The sequence below is a fragment of the Kutzneria sp. NPDC052558 genome, assembly GCF_044547355.1.
Classification (GTDB): domain Bacteria; phylum Actinomycetota; class Actinomycetes; order Mycobacteriales; family Pseudonocardiaceae; genus Kutzneria.
This window is the reverse complement of record NZ_JBIUAG010000026.1, coordinates 81,568-101,995: the sequence shown is the minus strand read 5'-3', so window position 1 is coordinate 101,995 and position 20,428 is coordinate 81,568. Positions and strand designations below refer to the sequence as shown.

The 20,428-nt window shown below is 69.8% G+C and carries 17 protein-coding genes; 12 read left to right on the top strand and 5 right to left on the bottom strand.

Annotation, left to right across the window (positions count from 1 at the left end):
• Nucleotides 1-506 precede the first annotated feature (506 nt).
• Genes ACIG5F_RS35980 through ACIG5F_RS35965 form a run of 4 tightly spaced genes read left to right on the top strand, consistent with a single transcriptional unit; the run spans nt 507 to nt 5,239 of the window.
• A complete protein-coding gene (locus tag ACIG5F_RS35980; protein WP_396524448.1) occupies nt 507-2,465 on the top strand; it encodes a BTAD domain-containing putative transcriptional regulator in 1,959 nt (652 codons plus the stop codon).
• Nucleotides 2,466-2,502: 37 nt separating this feature from the next.
• Nucleotides 2,503-3,771: a beta-ketoacyl-[acyl-carrier-protein] synthase family protein gene (locus tag ACIG5F_RS35975; RefSeq protein ID WP_396524447.1), complete on the top strand. Its 1,269-nt coding sequence runs from the start codon at nt 2,503-2,505 to the stop codon at nt 3,769-3,771.
• The gene (locus ACIG5F_RS35970; RefSeq protein WP_396524446.1) at nt 3,768-4,964 is read left to right on the top strand and encodes a ketosynthase chain-length factor; all 1,197 of its coding nucleotides are present in this window, start codon (nt 3,768-3,770) and stop codon (nt 4,962-4,964) included. The genes ACIG5F_RS35975 and ACIG5F_RS35970 overlap by 4 nt, the downstream gene beginning before the upstream one ends.
• A 17-nt stretch (nt 4,965-4,981) precedes the next feature.
• Nucleotides 4,982-5,239, top strand: a complete 258-nt coding sequence (locus ACIG5F_RS35965) for an acyl carrier protein (RefSeq protein WP_396524445.1) — start codon at nt 4,982-4,984, stop codon at nt 5,237-5,239.
• A 364-nt stretch (nt 5,240-5,603) separates the two neighbouring features.
• Here the strand turns inward: ACIG5F_RS35965 and ACIG5F_RS35960 are convergent, their stop codons facing one another.
• A complete protein-coding gene (locus tag ACIG5F_RS35960; protein ID WP_396524444.1) occupies nt 5,604-6,023 on the bottom strand; it encodes a nuclear transport factor 2 family protein in 420 nt (139 codons plus the stop codon).
• An 18-nt stretch (nt 6,024-6,041) separates the two neighbouring features.
• A complete protein-coding gene (locus ACIG5F_RS35955) occupies nt 6,042-6,449 on the bottom strand; it encodes a nuclear transport factor 2 family protein (protein WP_396524443.1) in 408 nt (135 codons plus the stop codon).
• Nucleotides 6,450-6,582: 133 nt separating this feature from the next.
• Between ACIG5F_RS35955 and ACIG5F_RS35950 the strand changes: the two genes are divergently transcribed.
• The 7 genes from ACIG5F_RS35950 (at nt 6,583) to ACIG5F_RS35920 (ending at nt 14,422) form a co-directional block, all read left to right on the top strand.
• Nucleotides 6,583-7,788, top strand: coding sequence for an FAD-dependent monooxygenase (locus ACIG5F_RS35950; RefSeq protein WP_396524441.1), 1,206 nt, complete (start codon nt 6,583-6,585; stop codon nt 7,786-7,788).
• Complete coding sequence (locus tag ACIG5F_RS35945; protein ID WP_396524440.1) at nt 7,781-8,560, top strand: SDR family NAD(P)-dependent oxidoreductase; 780 nt, start codon at nt 7,781-7,783, stop codon at nt 8,558-8,560. Before ACIG5F_RS35950 ends, ACIG5F_RS35945 begins: the two co-directional genes overlap by 8 nt.
• A gap of 10 nt (nt 8,561-8,570) precedes the next feature.
• The gene (locus ACIG5F_RS35940) at nt 8,571-9,515 is read left to right on the top strand and encodes an aromatase/cyclase (protein ID WP_396524439.1); all 945 of its coding nucleotides are present in this window, start codon (nt 8,571-8,573) and stop codon (nt 9,513-9,515) included.
• Complete coding sequence (locus tag ACIG5F_RS35935) at nt 9,502-11,172, top strand: AMP-binding protein (RefSeq protein ID WP_396524438.1); 1,671 nt, start codon at nt 9,502-9,504, stop codon at nt 11,170-11,172. Before ACIG5F_RS35940 ends, ACIG5F_RS35935 begins: the two co-directional genes overlap by 14 nt.
• Entirely contained in the window at nt 11,169-11,858 is a 690-nt protein-coding gene (locus tag ACIG5F_RS35930; RefSeq protein ID WP_396524437.1) for an SDR family oxidoreductase, read from the top strand. Before ACIG5F_RS35935 ends, ACIG5F_RS35930 begins: the two co-directional genes overlap by 4 nt.
• A 23-nt stretch (nt 11,859-11,881) precedes the next feature.
• Nucleotides 11,882-12,655, top strand: a complete 774-nt coding sequence (locus ACIG5F_RS35925) for a cyclase family protein (RefSeq protein ID WP_396524435.1) — start codon at nt 11,882-11,884, stop codon at nt 12,653-12,655.
• A gap of 468 nt (nt 12,656-13,123) precedes the next feature.
• Nucleotides 13,124-14,422, top strand: a complete 1,299-nt coding sequence (locus ACIG5F_RS35920) for a diguanylate cyclase (RefSeq protein WP_396524434.1) — start codon at nt 13,124-13,126, stop codon at nt 14,420-14,422.
• Here the strand turns inward: ACIG5F_RS35920 and ACIG5F_RS35915 are convergent.
• The 3 genes from ACIG5F_RS35915 to ACIG5F_RS35905 all read right to left on the bottom strand — a co-directional run bounded on the left by ACIG5F_RS35915 (nt 14,409) and on the right by ACIG5F_RS35905 (nt 18,424).
• The gene (locus ACIG5F_RS35915) at nt 14,409-14,927 is read right to left on the bottom strand and encodes a zeta toxin family protein (RefSeq protein ID WP_396524433.1); all 519 of its coding nucleotides are present in this window, start codon (nt 14,925-14,927) and stop codon (nt 14,409-14,411) included. The two genes, ACIG5F_RS35920 and ACIG5F_RS35915, sit on opposite strands and share 14 nt — an antisense overlap.
• 71 nt (nt 14,928-14,998) lie before the next feature.
• The gene (locus ACIG5F_RS35910) at nt 14,999-16,144 is read right to left on the bottom strand and encodes a DUF222 domain-containing protein (RefSeq protein WP_396524432.1); all 1,146 of its coding nucleotides are present in this window, start codon (nt 16,142-16,144) and stop codon (nt 14,999-15,001) included.
• Nucleotides 16,145-16,582: 438 nt separating this feature from the next.
• Complete coding sequence (locus ACIG5F_RS35905) at nt 16,583-18,424, bottom strand: glycoside hydrolase family 3 protein (protein WP_396524431.1); 1,842 nt, start codon at nt 18,422-18,424, stop codon at nt 16,583-16,585.
• 265 nt (nt 18,425-18,689) lie between these two features.
• Here ACIG5F_RS35905 and ACIG5F_RS35900 point away from each other — a divergent pair, with 265 nt between their 5' ends.
• Nucleotides 18,690-20,426 carry a coagulation factor 5/8 type domain-containing protein gene (locus ACIG5F_RS35900; RefSeq protein ID WP_396524430.1) on the top strand — a complete coding sequence of 579 codons (1,737 nt, stop codon included), beginning with the start codon at nt 18,690-18,692 and terminating at the stop codon, nt 20,424-20,426.
• The last annotated feature ends 2 nt before the right edge of the window (nt 20,427-20,428 follow it).

Below are 20,428 nucleotides of genomic sequence, written 5' to 3'. Positions count from 1 at the left end.
GGCACCTTTGTGCTGGTGGACGTGCCCCTTTGTGCTTGACGGGTTAAGTGCGAGGTGACACCGTCCTGCGTAAACCTGGGGCGGTGTCTGATTTTGCTGGTTAATTTTCGTTACGTGTACGGGGCGCATTTGGTGTATCTCACACGCTTCCGGGCCGCTCATGTCTGATTGGTGTGGTTCCAAAAGCGGACGTGACCAAGCGGCGCGCACGTACGGTAACGCATGCTAGACGCTGTGTTTCCGCTCGTTTGTCTGATGGCGATCGGGGTGGGTGCTGATATGGTCGGCGCGGGAACTGGTTGGGGTCTGGGGAGAAGTTAATGGTTTCGTGATTGGCGGGCCGAGGGGGGGCTTGGCCAGGCGGTGCTGGTCGCCGAACAACATCAATTCGCCTCGTTCGACGCGGCGCGAGGCGAGTGCATTCGGATGTGGTCACTGCCCTTGGGGCAAATGGAGGAATGGGGGACTCGGTGTTCGTCGGTCTGCTCGGATCGCTCGAAGTCCGTATGGCGGACAGGTCGGTCACGCCGTCGGCCCCGAAGCTGCGCACGATACTGGCCCTGCTCGCGCTGAACGCCGACACGGTCGCGCACCTCGACCAGATCGTGGAGGAGCTGTGGGAGCACAACCCGCCCGGCAGCCCGTCGACGACGGTGCAGACCTACGTCTACCAACTGCGCAAGCTGTTGGCGCGGGGAGTGCAGGACGCCGGCGGCGTGACGGTGCTGACCCGGGCCCAGGGCTACGAGTTCCGGCTGGGCCGGGACTGCGAGGTCGATGTGCGTACCTTCGAGGTGCTGTTGGAACGGGGGCGGCGCGCTCTGGACCAGGGGCGCACCGAGGAGGCCGCGCAGCTGCTGCGGGACGCGCTGGGGCAGTGGCGGGGGCCGGCATTCGGCGGAGTGACCACCGGCCCCTTGCTCTCGGCGCGGGCGGCGCACCTGGAGGAGAGCCGCAAGAGCGCGCTGGAACTGAGGTTCGAGGCCGACCTCGCGCTCGGCCGACACCGCCGGGTCGTGGACGAGCTGGCCGGTGTGGTCAAGGCCCAGCCCACCCACGAAGGCTTCTCGGCCAAGCTGATGACCGCGCTCTACCGCTGCGGCCGGCGGGTCGAGGCGCTGGAGACCTACCAGCGGCTGCGGGCGGAGTTCGTGGCCCAGCTGGGGCTCGTGCCCTCGGCCGCGCTCAGCGACCTGCACCAGGCGGTCCTCACCGATCACCCGTCGCTGCTGTTGCCCGACACGGCGCCGGTCCGCACCGCGCTGGCGCCGGAGCCGTCGGCGGAGACCGAGGACGCGCTGGAACCGGCCATGATGCCGATCACCGTGCTGCCGCTGCCGGCCCAGCGCAGCCCGGTCGCCCAGGTGCCGCCGGCCTCGTTCCACTTCGTCGGACGGCAGGCCGAGGTCGAGACGCTCACCGAGCTGCTCGGCTCGGCCGACGCCGGCAACCGGCCGGGGCTGCGCATGGTCGAGGTGGCCGGGCCGCCCGGGGCCGGCAAGACCGCGCTCGCCGTCACCGTCGCGCACCAGGTGCGCAAGTCCTATCCGGACGGTCAGATCTTCGTGGATCTGCGGCCGGTCAACAACGGCGAGGCCGATCTCGGTGACGTGCTCGCCGAGGCGATGCGCGCGGCCGGGGTGCAGATGCCGGCCTTCTTCACCGGCCTGGGCTACGCGTTCCGGGCCTGGAGCGCCGAACAGCGGCTGCTGGTCGTCGTGGACGACGTGATGTCGGTCGACCAGCTCGACAGCATCCGCCCCAGCGGCCCCGGCAGCGCCATGCTGGTGACCAGCCGGCGTCGGCTGCACAGCCCCGGCGTCACCTTCGCCATGGAGGTGCCGCCACTGTCCACTGAGGACGGTATTCGGATGCTGGCCGGAGTGGTCGGCCAGGAACGGGTGCATGCCGAACTTCAGCAAGCCGCGGCGCTGGTGCGGATGTGCGAGGGTCTGCCCCGGCTGATCGGGGCGGTCGGCGCGCGGCTGGCCTACCGTCGCAGTTGGACACTTGCCCAGATGCGGCACCGCATCGTGGCCGATCCCTCTGTGCTGCTGCGGATTTCCGGCAACGCCGGCCTGCGCGAGACGTTGCTGGGCAACTACCACAGCCTGCCCGAGCTGGCCCGGGCCGCGCTGCGGGCGGTGGCCGGCCGTGAGGTCGACACCGTCAGCGCGGCCGAGCTGGCCGTGCTGCTGGGGATTTCCGTTGCGACCGCTGAAGATCTGCTGGAGACACTGGCCGACGCCTACCTGGTGGAAGAGGTGCTTGACCTGTCTCCGGGGGCCAGCACCCGGTTCCGGGTGACCGGGCATGTGCGCGAGCTCACGGACGGACACGAGCTGCCGGCAGCGGTTCTTCAGAGCGGTTTCAGCACGTCACCACTGCCGTCTGCGAGTTTGGTCCTTGACAGTGAGGACGCTGTCGTCGACCACGGCCCCGCCGGCCGCACCCTCACCGGGTAGCCCCTCTTCTCGCCGGCGGGCCCTTCGGGAGGGTGTTGTGGACAACTCTGCACGGCCCGCTAGGCGCGTCGTCGTCACGGGAATCGGCGTCGTGGCCCCGGGCGGGACGGGCCGCGCCGCGTTCTGGGACCTGATCTCCAACGGCCGCACCGCGACCCGCCGGATCACGTTCTTCGACCCGTCGCCGTTCCGCTCGCAGGTCGCCGCCGAGTGCGACTTCGACCCGGTCGCGCGGGGCCTGACCCCCAGGCAGGCCCGGCGCATGGACCGCGCGGCGCAGTTCGCCGTGGTGGCGGTCCGGGAGGCGGTCGCCGACAGCGGCCTGGCCGTCGACCCGGCCCGCACCGGCGTGGCCATCGGCAGCGCGGTCGGCTGCACCACCGGGCTGGAGCAGGAGTACTCGGTGGTCAGCGACAGCGGCCGCAAGTGGCACGTGGACAACGACTACGCGGTGCCGCAGCTGTTCGACTACTACGTGCCCAGCTCCATCTCCTCGGAGGTGGCCTGGGACGTCGGCGCGGAGGGCCCGGTGGCGTTGATCTCCACCGGCTGCACGTCCGGCCTCGACGCCGTCGGCCACGCCCGCGACGTGATCGCCGAGGGCGGCGCCGACGTGGTGATCGCCGGGGCCACCGACGCGCCGATCTCGCCGATCACCTTGGCCTGCTTCGACGCCATCAAGGCCACCACCAACCGCAACGACGAGCCGCACACCGCGTCCCGGCCGTTCGACCGCAGCCGCAACGGTTTTGTGCTGGCCGAGGCGGCCGCGGTGTTCGTGCTGGAGGAGCGCGAGCACGCCCGCCGCCGGGGCGCGCGGATCTACGCCGAGATCTCCGGCTTCGCCACCCGCTGCAACGCGTTCCACATGACCGGGCTGCGGCCCGACGGCCGGGAGATGGCCGAGGCGATCCGGGTCGCGCTGGCCCAGGGGCGGATCGAGCCGACCGAGGTCGACTACGTCAACGCGCACGGCTCGGGCACCAAGCAGAACGACCGGCACGAGACCGCCGCGGTCAAGATCAGCCTCGGCGAGCACGCCTACCGCACGCCGATGAGCTCCATCAAGTCCATGATCGGCCATTCGCTTGGCGCGATCGGCTCGGTCGAGATCGCCGCCTGCCTGCTGGCCATGGAGCACGACGTGCTGCCGCCCACGGCCAACCTGCACGAGCCCGACCCCGAGTGCGACCTGGACTACATCCCCTTGGTGGCACGGGAGAAGCGGGCCGACGTGGTGCTCACCGTCGGCAGCGGGTTCGGCGGCTTCCAGAGCGCGATGGTCCTGGATCGGAGGTCGGCGTGAACGCCCCGCACATCACCGGCATCGGCCTGCTCGCCCCCACCGGCATGGGCGTCGAGCAGTACTGGTCGGCCACCCTGGCCGGCGCCTGCGGCATCGGCAAGGTGACCCGGTTCGACACCGCGGGCTATCCGGCCGTGCTGGCCGGCGAGGTCGACGGCTTCGAGGCCCGTGAGCACCTGTCCAGCCGGATGCTGCCGCAGACCGACCACATGACGCGGATGGCCCTGGTGGCCTCGGACTGGGCGCTGGCCGACGCCGGCGTCAAGCCCGACCAGCTGCCCGACTTCGCCGCCGGCGTGGTGACGGCCAGCTCGGCCGGCGGCTTCGAGTTCGGCCACCGCGAGCTGGAAGCGTTGTGGAGCAAGGGAAGCGACCACGTCAGCGCCTACCAGTCGTTCGCATGGTTCTACGCCGTCAACACCGGCCAGATCTCCATCCGGCAGGGGCTGCGCGGGCCCGGCGGCGTGGTCGTCAGCGAGCAGGCCGGCGGCCTCGACGTGCTGGCCATGGCCCGCCGCCGGCTGCGCGACGGCGCCGAGCTGATGCTGGCCGGCGGTGTCGACAGTGGACTGTGCCCGTGGGGCTGGGTCGCGCAGATCGCCAGCGACCGGCTCAGCTACCGCGACGATCCGGCGCGGGCGTACCTGCCGTTCGACAGCGACGCCAACGGCTTCGTGCCGGGCGAGGGCGGCGCGATCCTGGTGGTGGAGAACGAGTTGCGGCCCGACGCGCGCAGCTACGGCGCCATCGCCGGGCACGCGTCGACCTTCGACCCGCCGCCCGGCTCCGGCCGCCCCGGCACGCTGCGCCGGGCCATCGAGAACGCCCTGGCCGACGCCGGCATCGAGGCCGGCGAGGTCGACGTGGTGTTCGCCGACGCCGCCGGCGTGCCCGAGCTGGACCGGGCCGAGGCGGCCGCGATCACCGAGGTCTTCGGGCGCGTGCCCGTCACCGCGCCCAAGGCCGGCATCGGCCGCCTGTACTCCGGCGGCGCCTCGCTCGACGTGGTCGCGGCGCTGCTGGCCATCCGGGACGGCGTCGTCCCGCCCACCCCGAACGTCGCCCGCCTCGCGCCCGGCATCGACCTCGACCTGGTCGTGGACCGGCCGCGCAGCAAGAAGATCCGCACCGCACTGGTCGTCGCACGGGGCTACGGGGGCTACAACTCCGCCGTCGTGCTGCGGGCCAGCTGATCACGAGGAGACCCGACATGTCCGAGATGACCCTTGCCGAGCTGGTCGCGATCATCCGCGAGTGCGCGGGCGACTCCGACGTCGCCGACCTCGACGGCGACGTCCTGGACGTCACCTTCGAGGACCTCGGCTACGACTCCCTGGCCATGCTGGAGGCGGCCGGCCAGACCCAGCGCCGCTACGCCGTGACCCTGGTCGACGACGCCGTGGTCGAGGCCAGGACCCCGCGCGAGTTCCTGTCCCTGGTCAACGGCGAGCTCACCCGAGTGGCCTGACCCACACAAGCGGCGGGCCCCCCCCCCCACCCGGGGGGGGGGGCCCCCCAGTTTCACCCACCCCCCCAAAACCCCCCCCCCCCCGGGCCCCAGGGGGCCCCGGGGGGGGGTTTTGGGCCCGCGGCGGGGGCGGGGCCCCGCCCCCGGGGCGCCCCCCCCCCCGCGGCCCCGCCCCCCCCCCCGGGGGGCCCCCCCCCCCCCCGGGGCCCCCCCCCCCCCCCCGGGGGGGGGGGGCCCCGCCACTTGTCACCCTCCGCCCACTAACCCCAGCGCCCCTGTGCCACATGTGGCACAGGGGCGCGATTATGGCGCACATGTGGCGCCGGGGAAGGATACGAGGTGGCTGTGGGTGGCGGTTGGCCGGTCAGAGGTCGTCGCGGGTGACCTTGCGGTACTTGACCTGCCAGCCGTCCTCGTGGCGGACCAGGGTGTCCTCGCACAGCGTGCTGAACACGATCTTGGGCTCGCCGCCCTTCTTGGTGCCGACGATCAGGGCGTAGCTGCGGACGAACAGGGTGCCGTCCTCGCCGCGGTCGATGGTCAGCATGCCCAGCCAGTGCCGGCGGGTCTCCTGCGACTCGGCCAGGCGGCCGTGCGCCTGCTTGACCGCGGCGCTGATCACCGCGCGGCCGATCGAGGGCTCGGGGTGGGCGTTGGCCTCGAACACGCCGTCCTCGGTGAAGGTCTCGGCCCACTCGTCGGCCAGCCCGGCGTCCAGCTGCTGCATCTGGCGCGCGTAGAAGTGCTGGATCTCCTGGTAGAGCTCGGTGGAGACGGTGCTCATCGTGCTGTGGTCCTTTCCTCAGCTGCCGTCGTGGGTGACGTAACGCTCGCGTACCTGCCAGCCGGATCCCCGCCGCACCAACACGTCCCGGCCGCGGGTGCTGCGGAACAGGCCCGGCGTCCCGCCCTTGGCGGTCTCGACGACCAACGCGTAGAACGTGGTCTCCAGCCGGTCCTCGTCGATCGGCTCCACGGTCAGCATGTCGAGCCAGTGCCGGTGCACCAGCCCCTGCTCGTGGGCGTCGGCGACGATCCGGTGCGCGACCTTGGTGATCACCTCCCGGCCCCGCGCGGGGGCCGGGTTGGCGTTGTTGGCGATCACGGCGTCGTCGGCGAAGGTCTCCACCCAGTCCTCGACCCGTCCGGAGTCGATGAGCTGCATCTGCCGGGAGTAGAACCGGCGCACCTGCTCATAGATGGTTGGCATCACGCCGACCAGGGTCGACAGCCGCTCTCCAGGAGTTCTGAAAACGCCCTGAGGCCGCGCTATGACTCGGAGTTCAGCGGAACAACATCCGCGACCGCCAGGGTGGAGCCGACACCGGGGAACGGAGGCGGTCGTGGAGGTAGTCGAGGCCGACGTGTGCGTCGTCGGCGGCGGGCCCGCCGGCCTGACGCTCGCGCTGCTGTTGGCCAGGTCCGGCCGGCGGGTGGTGGTGGCCGAGCGCATGCGCTCGTTCGACCGCGAGTACCGCGGCGAGATCCTCCAGCCCAGCGCGCTGGCCACGCTGGACAGCCTGGGCGTGCTGGCCGAGATCGAGGGCTACCCGCTGCGCAGCTTCCAGCTGGCCGAACGGGACCGCGTGCTGCTGGACATCGACTACTCGGTGCTGCCCGGCCCGCACAACCACCTGCTCAGCGTGCCGCAGCGGCACGTGCTGGAGGCCCTGCACGCGGCCTGCCTGCGGGAGCCGGGTTTCCGCCAGCTCGACGGGTGTTCGGCCAACGGGCTGCTGGAGTCGGACGGCCGGGTGACCGGAATCCGTTGCGGCACGGGGGACAACGCGCGCGAGGTGCGGGCGGAGTGGACCGTGGCCGCCGACGGGCGGCACTCCAAGACCCGGCAGCTGGCCGGCATCGGGTACGAGCGGGTCGACTCGTTCCAGCACGACATCGCCTGGTTCAAGCTGCACCTGCCCGGGCGGCGCACCGGCACCGTGCGGATCCACCGTCAGGACGGGCAGATCGCGCTGATCCACGACTCCTACCCGGACCGGATCCAGATCGGCTGGCTCGTCCCGCACGGCCGCTTCCGCGAGCTGGCCGCGGCCGGCATCGAGTCGGTGAAGTCCCAGCTGCGCCACGCCTTGCCGCAGTACGCCGGCGATATCGCCGAGCAGGTCACGAGTCTGGCCGACCTGACCCTGCTGGACGTGTTCTCCGGCCGGGCCACCGCCTGGCGGCGTGACGGCTTGGTGCTGATCGGCGACGCCGCGCACACCCACAGTCCCATCGGCGCGCAAGGCATCAACCTCGCGCTGGCCGACGCCGTCGAACTGCACCCGGCGCTGCTCGACGGCGACCTGGGGCGGTTCGAGCGCCGCCGGCGCGAGGCCGTCGAGTCGGTGTTCTCGTTGCAGGGCCGGCAGAGCAAGGGAATGCTGTCGCACGGCCGTGTGATCGACACGCTGCGCCCCCTGGTGGCCAAGGTGCTGCCGAAGACCCCCGTCTACCAGAAGGTGCTGCGCACCATCGCCTTCGGCGCGCAGCCTCCACACGTGCGCACCGACCTGTTCCAATTGGAGGGAAGAGATGTCCGTGGCTGACAAGCGGGTCGCCGTGGTGACCGGCGCCACCAGCGGGATCGGCCTGGCCGTGACCCGCGCCATCGCCGCCGGCGGGGACCGGGTGTTCTTCTGCGCCCGCGACGCCGAACGGGTCGCCGAGACCGTCAAGCAGTTGCAGGACGAGGGCCTCGACGTCGACGGGACCAGCTGCGACGTGCGGGAACCGGAGCAGGTCAACGGTTTTGTGCAGGCCGCGGTGGACCGCTTCGGCCCGATCGACATCCTGGTCAACAACGCCGGCCGGGGCGGCGGCGGCGCGACCGCGCAGATCCCCGACGACCTCTGGTACGACGTGATCGCCACCAACCTGCACAGCGTCTTCCTGGTCACCAAGGCGGTGCTGACCACCGGCGGCCTCCAGGACAAGCAGCGCGGGCGGATCATCAACATCGCCTCCACCGGCGGCAAGCAGGGCGTGGTGCTGGGCGCGCCGTACTCGGCGGCCAAGCACGGCGTCGTCGGCTTCACCAAGGCGCTGGGGCTGGAGCTGGCCAAGACCGGTGTCACGGTCAACGCCGTCTGCCCCGGCTACGTGGAAACCCCGATGGCCCAAGGGGTTCGCGAGCGCTACGCCAAGTTCTGGGAGACCAGCGAGGAGGCGGTGCTGGAGAAGTTCAACGCCAAGATCCCGCTCGGCCGCTACTCCACCCCCGAGGAGGTCGCCGGCCTGGTCGGCTACCTGCTCACCGACACGGCCTCGTCCATCACCGCGCAGGCGCTCAACGTCTGCGGCGGCCTGGGCAACTACTGAGGAGACGCTCGTGACCACCCATCACGCGGAGCACCGGATCACCGTCGACGCGCCGATCGAGCGGGTCTACGCGCTGCTCGCCGACGTCACCCGCTGGCCGCAGCTGTTCGGGCCGACCGTGCACGCCGAGCACGTCGAACGTACGGACACCAACGAGCGCATTCGCCTGTGGGCCACCGCGAACGACGAGGTCAAGACCTGGACCTCGCGTCGCGAGCTGGACGCGGCCAAGCACCGGATCACCTTCCGCCAGGAGGTCTCCCAGGCGCCGGTGGCGGCGATGGGCGGCGCGTGGGTGCTGTCGGCCACCGACGACGGCGGCACGCTTGTCGTGCTGGAGCACGACTTCTCGGCCGTCGGCGACACCCCGGACAACGTCGACTGGGTGACCAAGGCCGTGGACCGCAACAGCACCCACGAGCTGGCCAACCTCAAGGCGATCGCCGAGAACCTGGCCGCCACCGAGGAGCTGTCGATCACCTTCCACGACGTGGTCGACATCGCCGGCGACCGGGCCGACGTGTTCGCCTTCCTCAACGAGTCCGACAAGTGGCCGGACCGGCTGCCGCACGTGTCCCGGCTGGAGCTGGTCGAGGAGACGCCCGGGCTCCAGGTGATGGAGATGGACACCAAGACCGCCGACGGCTCGACCCACACCACCAAGTCGGTCCGGGTCTGCGTGCCCGACTCGACCATCGTCTACAAGCAGCTCAAGGTGCCGGCGCTGATGACAGTCCACACCGGACGGTGGACGCTGGCCGAGCACGACGGCGGGGTGCGGGCCACCTCCACCCACACCGTCGTGATCAAGCCCGACGCCGTCGTCTCGATCCTGGGCGAGGGCAAGACCGTGGAGGACGCCAAGGCGTTCGTGCGCAAGGCATTGGGCACCAACAGCACGACAACCCTGCGTCACGCCAAGGAGTACGCGGAGGCGCTGCGTGCTGGTCGATGAGCTGGTGCGCAAGGCCGCCGAGGCCTTCCCCGACCGCGTAGCCATTCGCGCCGAGCGGACGGTGACCTTCGCCGAACTGGACGCGGAGGTCACCCGCTTCGCCGCCTCGCTGGCCGACCACAGCGGCGAGGTCATCGCCCTGACTTCGGTGCTCACCGTGGATTTCGCCGTCGCCTACTACGGCGTGATCCGCAGCGGCAACATCGCCCTGCCGATCAACCCGTTGCTGCGGGACGACGGCGTGCAGCACATCCTCGACACCGCAAAGGCTGCGCGGTTCTTCCGCTTCGACGAGCCGCTGCCGTCCTCGGATGGGCCGCTGCACGCCGAGCCGGGCGAGGTGGCCTGCCTCCAGTTCACCAGCGGCACCACCGGTGCGGCCAAGGGCGTGCGGCTGACCCACCACAACCTGGTCACCAACGCCGAGCAGATCGCCAGGGCCCACGAGCTGGGGCCGGACTCGGTGACGGTGAACCACCTGCCCACCTACCACCTGATGCACCTCAACTCGGCGATGTTCGCCGGCGCCACCCAGATCCTGTGCGCCGACCCGGATCTGGCCGCGCCGATCGAGTTGGCCAACGAGCACCGGGCCACGCACTACTACAGCCTGCCGGTGAAGCTGGGCCGGCTGGCCGCCGACCCGCGGCTGCCGGACCTGAAGCTGGAGACCGTGCGGGTGATCGCCTCCGGCGGCTCCGCGCTGCCGCCCCGATCCGCCACCGTGCTCGGCGAGCACTTCGGCATCCCGGTGATCCAGGGCTACGGCTTGGCCGAGACCTCGCCGCTGACCCACAGCGACGGGCCGAGCGCGCCGAAGATCGGCTCGGTCGGGCCGCCGGTGGTCGGCACCGAGTGTCGGATCGTGCACCTCGACACCCGTGAAGTGCTTGCGGCGGGGGAGAAGGGTGAGGTCCAGCTGCGCGGCCCGCAGCTGATGAAGGGCTACCTGGACGCCGATCTGGACGAGGTCACCGAGGATGGCTGGCTGTCCACCGGCGACGTCGGCCACATCGACGAGGACGGCTACCTGTTCCTGGTCGACCGCATCAAGGACGTGTTCAAGCACGACAACTGGCTGGTCTCGCCGACCGAGATCGAGCGGGTGCTGGAGACCCATCCGGCGGTGGCCGAGTGCGTGGTCGTGGACTATCCGGACGAGCTGTCCGGTGCGGTGGCCAACGCCTTCGTGGTGCCCAAGCCCGGCTGGGTCGGCGGGCCGGCCGAGTTCATCGAGCACGTCAACGCGCTCGTGCCGTACTTCAAGCAGCTGGAGCACGTCGCCATCGTGCCCGGCATTCCCCGCTCCGCCAACGGAAAGATATCCCGACGCGACCTCAGGGCGAGGTTGCTGCAGAGGAGGACGGCCGACGTGGTCACGTTCATCAGCAAGTTCACCGTCAAGGGCGACACCGACGAGTTCGAGAAGTTCTTCACCGAGCACGCCCAGTTCATGCAGAAGCAGCCGGGCTTCGTCGGGTTCCAGATGGTCCGCTCGCTGCGCACGCCCAACGTGTACCTCAACATCGGCCAGTGGACCGACGCCGAGGCGCACCGCAACGTCGTGCAGAACCCCGAGTTCCTGGCCCACGCCAAGGTGATGCGCGATCTGGTCGACGTGGAGGCCGACCTCTACACGCCGGTCGCTGGCGCATGAAGCGCGTTGCCGTCGTCACTGGTGGCACCAAGGGCATCGGTCTGGCCGTCGTGCGCAAGCTGGCGGCCACCGACTGCCAGGTGATCGTCAACTATGCCCACGACGACGAGGCCGCCGCCCGCGTGCAGTCCGAACTGGACTGTGAGCTCATCAAGGCCGATGTCTTCGCTCCCGACGGCGCTCGTTCCCTGCTGTCGCAGGCGTTCGAGCTCACCGGTCGGCTGGATGTGTTCGTGCACAACGCGGCCAGGTGGAGCCAGTCGCCCGCGGACGACGTCTCGGCCTCGCTGACGCCGCTGCTGGCGGCCCTCGACGTGCTGCCGTCGCTGATGCCCGACGGCGGCCGGGTCGTCGCCGTGTCCAGCAACGGGGCCAACCGGGTCGTGCCCGGCTACCTGTCGCTCGGCGTCGCCAAGGCGGCCTTGGAGAGCCTAGTCCGCTACGCCGCGGTTCAGTTGGCGGGCAAGGGAATCGCCGTCAACGCCGTGTCCACCGGCAAGGTCGACAAGGGGCCGGACACGGTGAACCCCGAGCCGATGCGGATCCTCGCCGCCCGCACGCCCGCCGGGCGGCTGACCGTGCCCGGCGATGTGGCCGACGCCGTGTGGCTGCTGTGCGCGGAGGAGGCCGCCTGGATCCACGGGCAGGTGCTCACCGCCGACGGCGGGCTCGGCCTGCTCGCATGACCGTTTTGTCTCAGGGAGGACAAGTGCAGCTCATCGATCTGTCGTCGCCGGTCGACGCGTCGTTCTGGGAGCCGGAGCCGCTGTCGATCACCACCATGTCGGCGGCGGACGGCGCCCGGCACCTCGCGTCGGAGATGCGTGAGCACTTCGGCATGGACTTCGACCCGGCCGTGCTGCCGGGCGCGGAGTTCCTCACCAACGACACGCTGTCGCTGACCACGCACACCGGCACCCACGTCGACGCCCCCGCGCACTACGGCTCCATCACCACCTACGGCGAGGCGCCCAAGACCGTCGAGCAGCTGCCGGTCGACTGGTTCTACCGGCCGGCCGTCGTGCTGGACCTGACCGACGCCCCGGTCGGCGCGGTCGGGGCCGACGTGCTGCGGGCCAAGCTGGACGAGGTCGGCTACACCCTGTCGCCGCTGGACATCGTGCTGCTCAACACGGGGGCCGCCCGGCTGGTGGGGACGTCGAAGTACTTCACCGAGTTCGTCGGCTTGGACCGCTCCGGCGTGGATCTGCTGCTCGACCAGGGCGTTCGGGTCATCGGCACGGACGCGTTCAGCCTCGACGCGCCGTTCACCCACATCATCGAGCAGTACCAGAAGACCGGCGATCCGGGCGTGCTGTGGCCGGCCCACTTCGCCGGCCGGGACCGCGAGTTCTGCCAGATCGAGCGGCTGGCCAACCTGGACGCGCTGCCCCGGGCCCATGGCTTCACGCTGTCCTGCTTCCCGGTGAAGATCGTCGGCGCCGGGGCCGGCTGGGCCCGGGCCGTGGCCGTGCTCGACTGAGCCCATGCCGAAGTGTCGGCATCGTCCTTCCCGGGAATTTCACCCGGTTGATGCCGACTTGGCGGGGTTTTCGGGGCTGACCGGTGTCTCATTCGGCCCAGTTGTTGTCGCGCACGCCGGTCACCTCCTCTGCTGGTCGAGCCGGGTTGTACGGGCTGTGACGGATCGGGGGCTCACTTCCAGTTGTTGTCCCGCCAGTTGTTGTCCGACATCGCCGCGCACCTCCTCTCTCTGACCGGGCGATCACGCCGTCGACCTGCCGATTCAGCGCCAGTTGTTGTCCCGCCAGTTGTTGTCGCGCACCGTGATTCACCTCCTCGGAGGGCCTAACGAGTTCGGCCGAGTGGGCGGTTTTCCGCCCTCGGCTTCATCTTCTCGTGTGGATCCGGCTACCCGGGGTGCCAGTTTGGTTACGGTAGAGGCGGGCCGTACCCCGGCGGCCCCGGTGGTTTCAGCAGGTGAGGCGTGGTGCGAACCCTGATCGCGGCGCCCTGGCGGTGGGCGCGGTCCTGGTCCCTGTGGCAGGCGCCCCGGCACGTCGTCGCCTATGTGCTGGTGGTCGAGGCGATCGCCGTCGCCGCTTCCGCCGGCACCTCCGGCCTGATGCCCGTCCGCAGCACCGACCTCGTCTACGCCGGCATGCTCTGTGCCGGGGCGTGGCTGCACATCGAGGGCGTACGCCCCACCGAGCGGCAACGCGAGCGTGGCGCCGGCTCCGGGCCGTATCTCGACACCAAGGCCGTCTGGTCGGTGGCCGCCGCCCTGATCCTGCCACCGCTGTTGGCCTCCGGCATCGTGATCTTCACGTACACCATCGCGTGGCTGCGCATCTGGCCCCGACGGCAACGTCCGCTGGACCTGTTCCGGTGGGTCTTCTCGGCCGCCACCATCCTGCTCGGCACCCAGGCCGCCATCGCCGTGCTGGCCCTCGGGCTGCCCACCTATCCGGGCTTGCCCCGTCCGACGTGGGCCGGCTTCGCCGATCTCGCCGTCGTCGCCGCCGCTTTCGGCCTTCGCTGGCTGCTCAACTACGGCCTGGTCGTCGCCGCCATCCTCGTCTCTTCGCCGTCAACCCGCCTGGCCAAGGTCCTGGAGAACTTCCACGAGCAGTCCCAGGAGATCGGCGCCTACGCCTTCGGTCTCCTGGCCGCCGCCTTGGCCGTCACCAATCCGCCCCTGCTGCTCGCTGTTGTCGTCGGCGTCGTGGCCGTGCACCGGGGCCTTCTCCTGCACCAGTTCCGCACTGCGTCACGCACCGATTCGAAGACCGGCTTCCACACCTTGGAGTGGTGGTTCCAGGCTGCCCGCCAGGCCATGGACCGCTCCCATGTCCATGGCTCCGCCCTCGCTGTGCTGATCGCCGACTTGGACCATTTCAAGCAGGTCAACGACACCTATGGCCATGTCAGCGGCGATCGTGCCTTGGAGGCCGTCGCCCGTGCCTTGCGCGCCGAGCTCCGTGACTATGACATCGTCGGCCGCTGGGGCGGCGAGGAGTTTGTGGTGCTTCTGCTCGATGTCGACGAACGCCAGACTCGAGCCATCGCCGAACGCATCCGTGAGCGGGTGCATTCGCTCACCGTCGCCATCGAGCCCACCGACGACACCAAGCCCCAGTCCATCACTGATCTGACGATTTCCATCGGCGCCACCCTCATTCCCTCGGACAGCCCCGATTCCCTGGACGAGGCCATCCGCGCCGCCGACGCCGCCCTCTACGCCGTCAAGGAGGCCGGCCGCAACCGCGTCAAGCTCACTTCGCTGTAGCGCCTTCCCACTTCGCGATGACTTCCCGGGCCGCGTCCTCCACCGCCTTTTCGTGTGTGGACACGAGAAAGTCCCTGATCCTCGCCAGGTCGCTCCGCCCGTGGTACACGTCCACCCACCGCCGCAGCCCTTCCCGCCACCAGTCGTTCGGCTCCCGCTCCGTCACCCGTGCTTTCAACACGTCCTGCGGCGCCGTCAGCTCGCACACGACCACTTTCCCTCCCGGCAGCGCCTCCCGCAGCAGCACCAGCTCCTCCTCGTCCGCGATCACGCTCGGCAGCACCAGCCTCAGCCCCGGCACCGCCGCATAGCGCGGCCACAGCACCTTGAGGTTCTCCCGGGCGAACGACCTTCCCGGGCTGGGATGCACCAGCGAGATTTCGTCCAGGTCGATCACCCCGTGCGCCACGTCCGCTTCCCGCAGCATCTCCGACACCGCCCTCGCCACCGTCGTCTTGCCCGCCCCCGGCGACCCGTGCAGCACCAGCACGTCGATGTTGTCCACACCCCCAACCTATGGCCGCCATCAACCCATTTCCGCCACCCGATGGGCAGGGACGCACCGCTCCGTGGCGGCTATCCTCGACCGGCTCCATCCCTGAACTCCGGCAGCCCCTCGTTGATCTTCACCTCCCACCCGCTATGATGAATCAGCCGATGACAGGCGCTGCACAGCAACACCAGATTGTCCAGGCTGGTCGGCCCCCCGTCAGCCCATTCCACCACGTGATGCGCGTGGCATTGCCGGGGTTTCCTTCCACATCCCGGAAACGCGCACCCCTTGTCTCGGATGATCAGTGCTCTGCGTATCGCGTTGGGGATTGTCCGGCTGGCCCGTCCGATGTCGAGGACTTCGGACTTGGCCCCCAGCACCACCCGCAGGATCGTGCTGTCGCACGCGATCCTGCGCACTGAGGCGGCGTTGAGCGGCCCCATGCCCTCCACATTGGCGGTGCCGCGCTGCTCCTGGAAGTCCTTGAAGGACATCGTCAGGTTCAGGTGCGGCTTCTCGCCACCCTCGTCGGGTAGTTGGTCGCTGCCCAGGGCGATGTCGATGATCTCGGCGAGGGCGTCGCCTTGGCGCTGAGGGGTGGTGCGGGTGTCGTTGGCCGAGGTGGGCTTGGACTTCGACGCGATGGCCGCTTCCAGCATCGCCCCGGTCTCCAGGTCCAGGTGGCCCCGGATGTCGAAGGACCCGTCGGGTCGGCGGGTGATGTAGAGCTCCCGCGTGGGCCTAGCCAACTCTGGGTCGTCGGGGGCTGTGCCGTCCTGGTCAAGCAGCAGCAGGATCCGCTTGGCGATGTCGCTGAAGTCCACGGTGTCGAACTGCGGCGCGTTTTCCACCAACGCCGCCTCGACATCGTCGCGATCCGCCTCCGGCGCCGCGCTCAGGGTCGTGTCGATGATGGTCAGGTGCTGCTTGCTCAGCACCGCCCCCGTCGCCACGTCCCGAACCGCCTCGCGCCCGAACAGCTCCGCGAACCGCACCAGGTCCCGGGCCTCGCCCCGGGTGATCTTCCACGCCACCGTCAGCGACGCGACCAGCGCCTTGCGGTCGTCCTTGGTCCGGCTGGTGCGGTTCCACTGCTCTCGCACCACCGCGATCTCGCGCAGGTAGTCGCTCTTGCGTCGCTGCTCGATCAGCACACCGATCTCGCCCAGCGCCCCGTCACCCAGCCGCCACCATTCGGCGTCGACCGGCATATCCAGGTTCACTGACATACCCTCATCTTAGCACAATATTGGGATGGATTTCTGTTGCCAGGAAACGGTTATCTCTTCGTTCCCCGCCTGAAGAAAACTTCAGGAAAGCGCTTTCCAGCACCACCCTCGCGCCCACCCTGCCAAACGGCAAGCAAACCACGAAAGCCAGACCCCTCCCACGTCCCAAGCCCTCTGTAAACCGCACCACCCACCCACCTCACACCGCGCTACAAACCCCATCCACCCGCCTGACTCGCGACAACCTGCCTGACGGCCCCTATCCACCCACCCACCTCACGCCGCGCCACGGCCCCCATCCACCCGCCTGACTCGCGACAACCCGCCTGACGGCCCCTATCCACCCACCCACCTCACGCCGCGCCACGGCCCCCCTCCCCCCACCCAACTAGCGAAGACCAACCCCAGAACGAGACACACCACCGCCAGCGAGGTGAGTCACCAGGTGAGTCCGAAGCCGAGTGGGAACAGCGGCGTCTTGCCGTCGCCGTCGTTGATCGGCTCCTGTGCGGCGCTCTGGGGCCAGCTCATGGGCAGTTTGCCGGTGGGGGAGGCGTTGCCGAACAGGATGTCGGCGACGCCTTGTCCTTCGGTGCCGGGCAGCCAGGCGGCGATGAGCGCCCGCCAGTCGGGGAGTTGGGCGCTGATGTCGAGCGGCCGCCCGGACATCAGCACGACGACGACCGGCGCGCCGGAGGCGCGAAGTCGGCTCAGGGTGGCCAGATCCTCCTGATCCAGGCCCATGCTGCCGGGGCGGTCGCCGGCGCCTTCGGCGTAGGGGGTTTCGCCGATGACGGCGATGGCGGCGGTGTAGCTGGAGTTGACGCCGTTGCCGTTGCGGTCGTATGTGACGGAGCCGCCGCTCACGGTGTTGCGGATGCCTTGCAGCACAGTGGTTCCGGGGGTGGTGTTGCCGCTGCTGCCCTGCCAGCTGATGGTCCAGCCGCCACTCTGCAGGCCGATGTCGTCGGCGGACTTGCCGGCGACGAACACCTTGGCGTTCTTGGCCAACGGCAGGATGCCGCCCGAGTTCTTCAGCAGCACCTGGGATTCGCGCACGGCCTGGCGGGCCAGCGCCCGGTGCGCGGCGGAGCCGACGGTGGGGGTGAAGGTGCGGTCGGCCAGGGGATGCTCGAACAGGCCGAGCTGGAACTTCTTGGTCAGGATGCGGCGGTTGGCGTCGTCGATCCGGGCCCGCGAGATGTGCCCGTTGTTGACCTCGGTGCGCAGCATGCTGATGAACAGCTTGTAGTTGGTGGGGACCATCACCATGTCGATGCCGGCGTTGATGCTGGCGTCGATGTCGGCGGCGGAGAAGCCGCTCTGGCCGTCGATCTGGTCGATGCCGGCCCAGTCGGACACGACGAAGCCGCTGAAGCCCAGCTCGGTTTTGAGGATGTCGGTGATGAGGTGCCGGTTGCCGTGGTCCTTGACGCCGTTCCAGCTGTTGTAGGAGATCATGACCGCGCCGACGCCGCGGTCGACGGCGGCCTTGAACGGCGGCAGGTGGATGGCCCGCAGGTCGGCCTCGGACAGCTGGGTGTTGCCGGCGTTGACGCCGCCGGTGGTGCCGCCGTCGCCGATGTAGTGCTTGGCGGTGGCCAGAACCGAGGCCGGCGCCCCGCCCAGCGTCGCGCCCTGCAAGCCGGTGATGATGGTGCTCATCGCGGTGGGAATGGCCGGTGTCTCGCCGAACGACTCGTAGGTGCGGCCCCAGCGGTCGTTGCGCGCGACGCATAGGCAGGGCGCGAAGTCCCAGTTCGCCCCGGTGCCGGCCATCTCCTCGGCGGTGGCCCGGCCGATCTGTGACGCCAGGGCGGGATCGCGGGTCGCGCCGAGGCCGATGTCGTGCGGGAAGATCGTCGCGCCGACCACGTTGTTGTGGCCGTGCACGGCGTCCACGCCGTAGATCATGGGGATGGCCAGCGGGGTGGACAGGGCGGTGCGCTGGAAGCTGTCGTACATGGTGGCCCAGGACTGGGCGTTGTTGGGGCTGGGCGCGGAGCCGCCGCCGGACAGCACCGAGCCGATCCGGAAGGTGGCCAGGTCGCTCTGGGGGTTGAGCGCGGCCCGCTCGGCTTGCGTCATCTGGCCGAGTTTCTCGTCCAGGGTCATTCGGGCCATCAGGTCGGTCACCCGGTCGGCGATCGGCAGATTCGGGTTCTGGTAGGGAAAGCCGGCGCGTGGGGACACGGCGGTGGCCGGCGCGGTCGCCGAGGCGATGGCGAGCAGGGCGGCGCCGACGACGAGCAGTGGTCGCGGCAGCCGGGTGTGGGTCATGGGAAACCTCCTGGGCTGAACGTGCGCGAACAACCAGATGAGAGGCGGCGTGCGCTGGAAGCGCTCCCATACGTTGCGCACTGTACGTCCGATTCGACGGCGTGACCAGAAGGCGCCGCCCGTCATCGTTGTCGGCCCGGCGAACGGCCTATTCTGCACTCTTAGTTTAAGGCGTGTATTGACGCATCCTCATGTCGCTCATAGCATCGGACCCTGTCGGCGCCGCCACTGACACCGTCCTCTCCCACCGACGCTGGAGGACCCAGTGGCCCGTGTTCGCACCGCCGCCCTCGCCGCGGCCGCCCTGACCCTGTCCGCGTTCGCCGCGGTCGCCGGCTCGGCCTCGGCCGCCCCGTCGGCGACCCCGGACTTCGGCCCCAACGTGACGGTCTTCGACCCGTCCATGTCGGCGTCGAGCATCCAGAGCAAGCTGAGCTCGGTGTTCAACGCCCAGCAGTCGGCCCAGTTCGGCTCGGCCCGGACCGCGCTGCTGTTCAAGCCGGGCACCTATAACGTCGACGCCAACGTCGGCTTCTACGAGCAGGTCGCCGGCCTCGGGTTGACGCCGGGGCAGGTCACGATCAACGGCCAGGTGCACGTCGAGGCCGACTGGCAGGGCGGCAACGCCACCCTCAACTTCTGGCGTGACGCCGAGGGTCTGACCATCAACCCACCGGGCGGCACCGACACCTGGGCGGTCTCGCAGGCCGACCCGCTGCGTCGGGTGCAGGTCAACGGGAACCTGAAGCTGGACGACGGCGGCTGGTCCTCCGGCGGCTTCCTGGCCGACTCCCGGGTCACCGGCCAGGTGCAGTCCGGCAGCCAGCAGCAATGGCTGTCGCGCAACGACCAGATCGGTTCCTGGACCGGGAGGAACTGGAACATGGTGTTCTCGGGCGTGCAGGGCGCGCCCGCGTCGAACTCGTTCCCGAACCCGCCCTACACCGCCCTGGCCCAGACCCCGGTGATCGCCGAGAAGCCCTACCTGTACGTCGACGGCGCCGGCAACTACAACGTGTTCGTGCCGGCGCTGCGCACCAACAGCTCGGGCACCTCATGGGCCAACGGCAACCCGGCCGGCACCTCGCTGCCGATCAGCCAGTTCTACATCGTCAAGCCCGGTGACACCGCCGCGACGATCAACGCGCAGCTGGCCGCCGGCAAGAATCTCCTTGTCACGCCGGGCATCTACCACCTCAACCAGACCCTCAACGTGACCCGCGCCGACACCGTGGTGCTGGGCCTGGGCATCGCGACCTTCGTGCCGGACAACGGAATCACCGCCGTCTCGGTCGGCGACGTGAACGGCGTGAAGATCGCCGGCCTGCTGATCGACGCCGGCACCACCAACTCGCCGGTGCTCATGCAGGTCGGCCCGAACGGCTCGTCGGCCAGCCACGCGGCGGACCCGACCGTGTTGTCGGACGTGCACTTCCGCATCGGCGGCGCGGGCGTCGGCAAGGCCACCCAGTCGCTGGTCGTCAACAGCAACAACGTGATCACCGACGACACCTGGATCTGGCGGGCCGACCACGGCAGCGGCGTCGGCTGGAACACCAACACCGCGGCCAACGGCCTGGTCGTGAACGGCAACAACGTCACCGCGTACGGCCTGTTCGCCGAGCACTACCAGCAGTACCAGGTGATCTGGAACGGCCAGGGCGGCAAGACCGTGTTCTACCAGAGCGAGATGCCCTACGACCCGCCGAACCAGGGCGCCTACATGAACGGCTCGACCAAGGGCTGGGCCTCCTACAAGATCGGCGCCAACGTCACCAGCCACGAGGCGTGGGGCCTGGGGATCTACTGCCTGTTCCTCAACGACGCCAGCATCTCCAACGCCCACGCCATCGAGACGCCCAGCAACGCCACCGTGAAGTTCCACGACATGGTCACGGTGATGCTCGGCAGCAACGCCGGCACGATCACCCACATCGTGAACAACACCGGCGCGGCCGCCGGGCCGGGACACACCGTGCAGGACCTGGTCAGTTTCCCGTAGCG

Bases quoted from the DNA above. Each gene is read 5' to 3' on its own strand.
- ACIG5F_RS35980 (WP_396524448.1), top strand. From the start codon at position 507: ATGGCGGACAGGTCGGTCACGCCGTCGGCCCCGAAGCTGCGCACGATA.
- ACIG5F_RS35965 (WP_396524445.1), top strand. From the start codon at position 4,982: ATGTCCGAGATGACCCTTGCCGAGCTGGTCGCGATCATCCGCGAGTGC.
- ACIG5F_RS35960 (WP_396524444.1), bottom strand. From the start codon at position 6,023: ATGAGCACCGTCTCCACCGAGCTCTACCAGGAGATCCAGCACTTCTAC.
- ACIG5F_RS35955 (WP_396524443.1), bottom strand. From the start codon at position 6,449: ATGCCAACCATCTATGAGCAGGTGCGCCGGTTCTACTCCCGGCAGATG.
- ACIG5F_RS35930 (WP_396524437.1), top strand. From the start codon at position 11,169: ATGAAGCGCGTTGCCGTCGTCACTGGTGGCACCAAGGGCATCGGTCTG.
- ACIG5F_RS35910 (WP_396524432.1), bottom strand. From the start codon at position 16,144: ATGTCAGTGAACCTGGATATGCCGGTCGACGCCGAATGGTGGCGGCTG.
- ACIG5F_RS35905 (WP_396524431.1), bottom strand. From the start codon at position 18,424: ATGACCCACACCCGGCTGCCGCGACCACTGCTCGTCGTCGGCGCCGCC.